This is a genomic window from Mesorhizobium sp. M7A.F.Ca.MR.362.00.0.0, from assembly GCF_004023175.1.
Lineage (GTDB): Bacteria > Pseudomonadota > Alphaproteobacteria > Rhizobiales > Rhizobiaceae > Mesorhizobium.
This window is the reverse complement of record NZ_RZTF01000506.1, coordinates 3,469-4,032: the sequence shown is the minus strand read 5'-3', so window position 1 is coordinate 4,032 and position 564 is coordinate 3,469. Positions and strand designations below refer to the sequence as shown.

Sequence of the window (564 nt, the reverse complement as noted above, 5' to 3'; positions counted from 1 at the left end):
AGGCCGCGACCGGCAATGTCCAGATGCCGAAACTGTCTCCGAAGACGGTGATGACGGAAACCGCACCCGCGGCGGCGCCCGACGACAGGCCGAACAGGAACGGGTCGGCAAGGTCGTTGCGGGTCACCGTCTGCAGCAGCGCACCGACGACGCCGAGACCGGCCCCGACGCAGATGGCCAGGACCGTGCGCGGCAGCCGCAGATCGACGACGATCTTGCCGACCGGCCCGGACACGTCGTGCCCACTGAAGCCGATTGCGCGGCCAAGTGCTGCAACAACGTCGGTCAGCGGGATCAGCGTCGAGCCATAGGCGATCGACAGCAATGCGAGAGCAGCGATCGCCGCCGCTCCCACCAGCATGGCCAGTGCGAATGCCGGATGGCGCAAACCTGGAAATGCGTCGTGTCTGTCAGGACGCGTGCGACGCACTTCCAGGATCTTTTGCTCATGCATGTCGTTGCCCCAAAACCGCTGCGCACTTTTGGGCGACAGGCATCAAAACGCTTCCGGATGCATGGCCTTGGCGATTTTGTCGATCGCTTCGATATTGGCGGGTCCGGGTG

General features: G+C 64.4%; 1 protein-coding gene. It reads right to left on the bottom strand.

Annotated elements, in window-relative coordinates; genetic code table 11:
* The coding region (locus tag EOC06_RS34065) for an iron chelate uptake ABC transporter family permease subunit (protein ID WP_206631318.1) at positions 1-361 on the bottom strand (361 nt) is incomplete at its 3' end.
* Between the last annotated feature and the right edge of the window lie 203 nt (positions 362-564).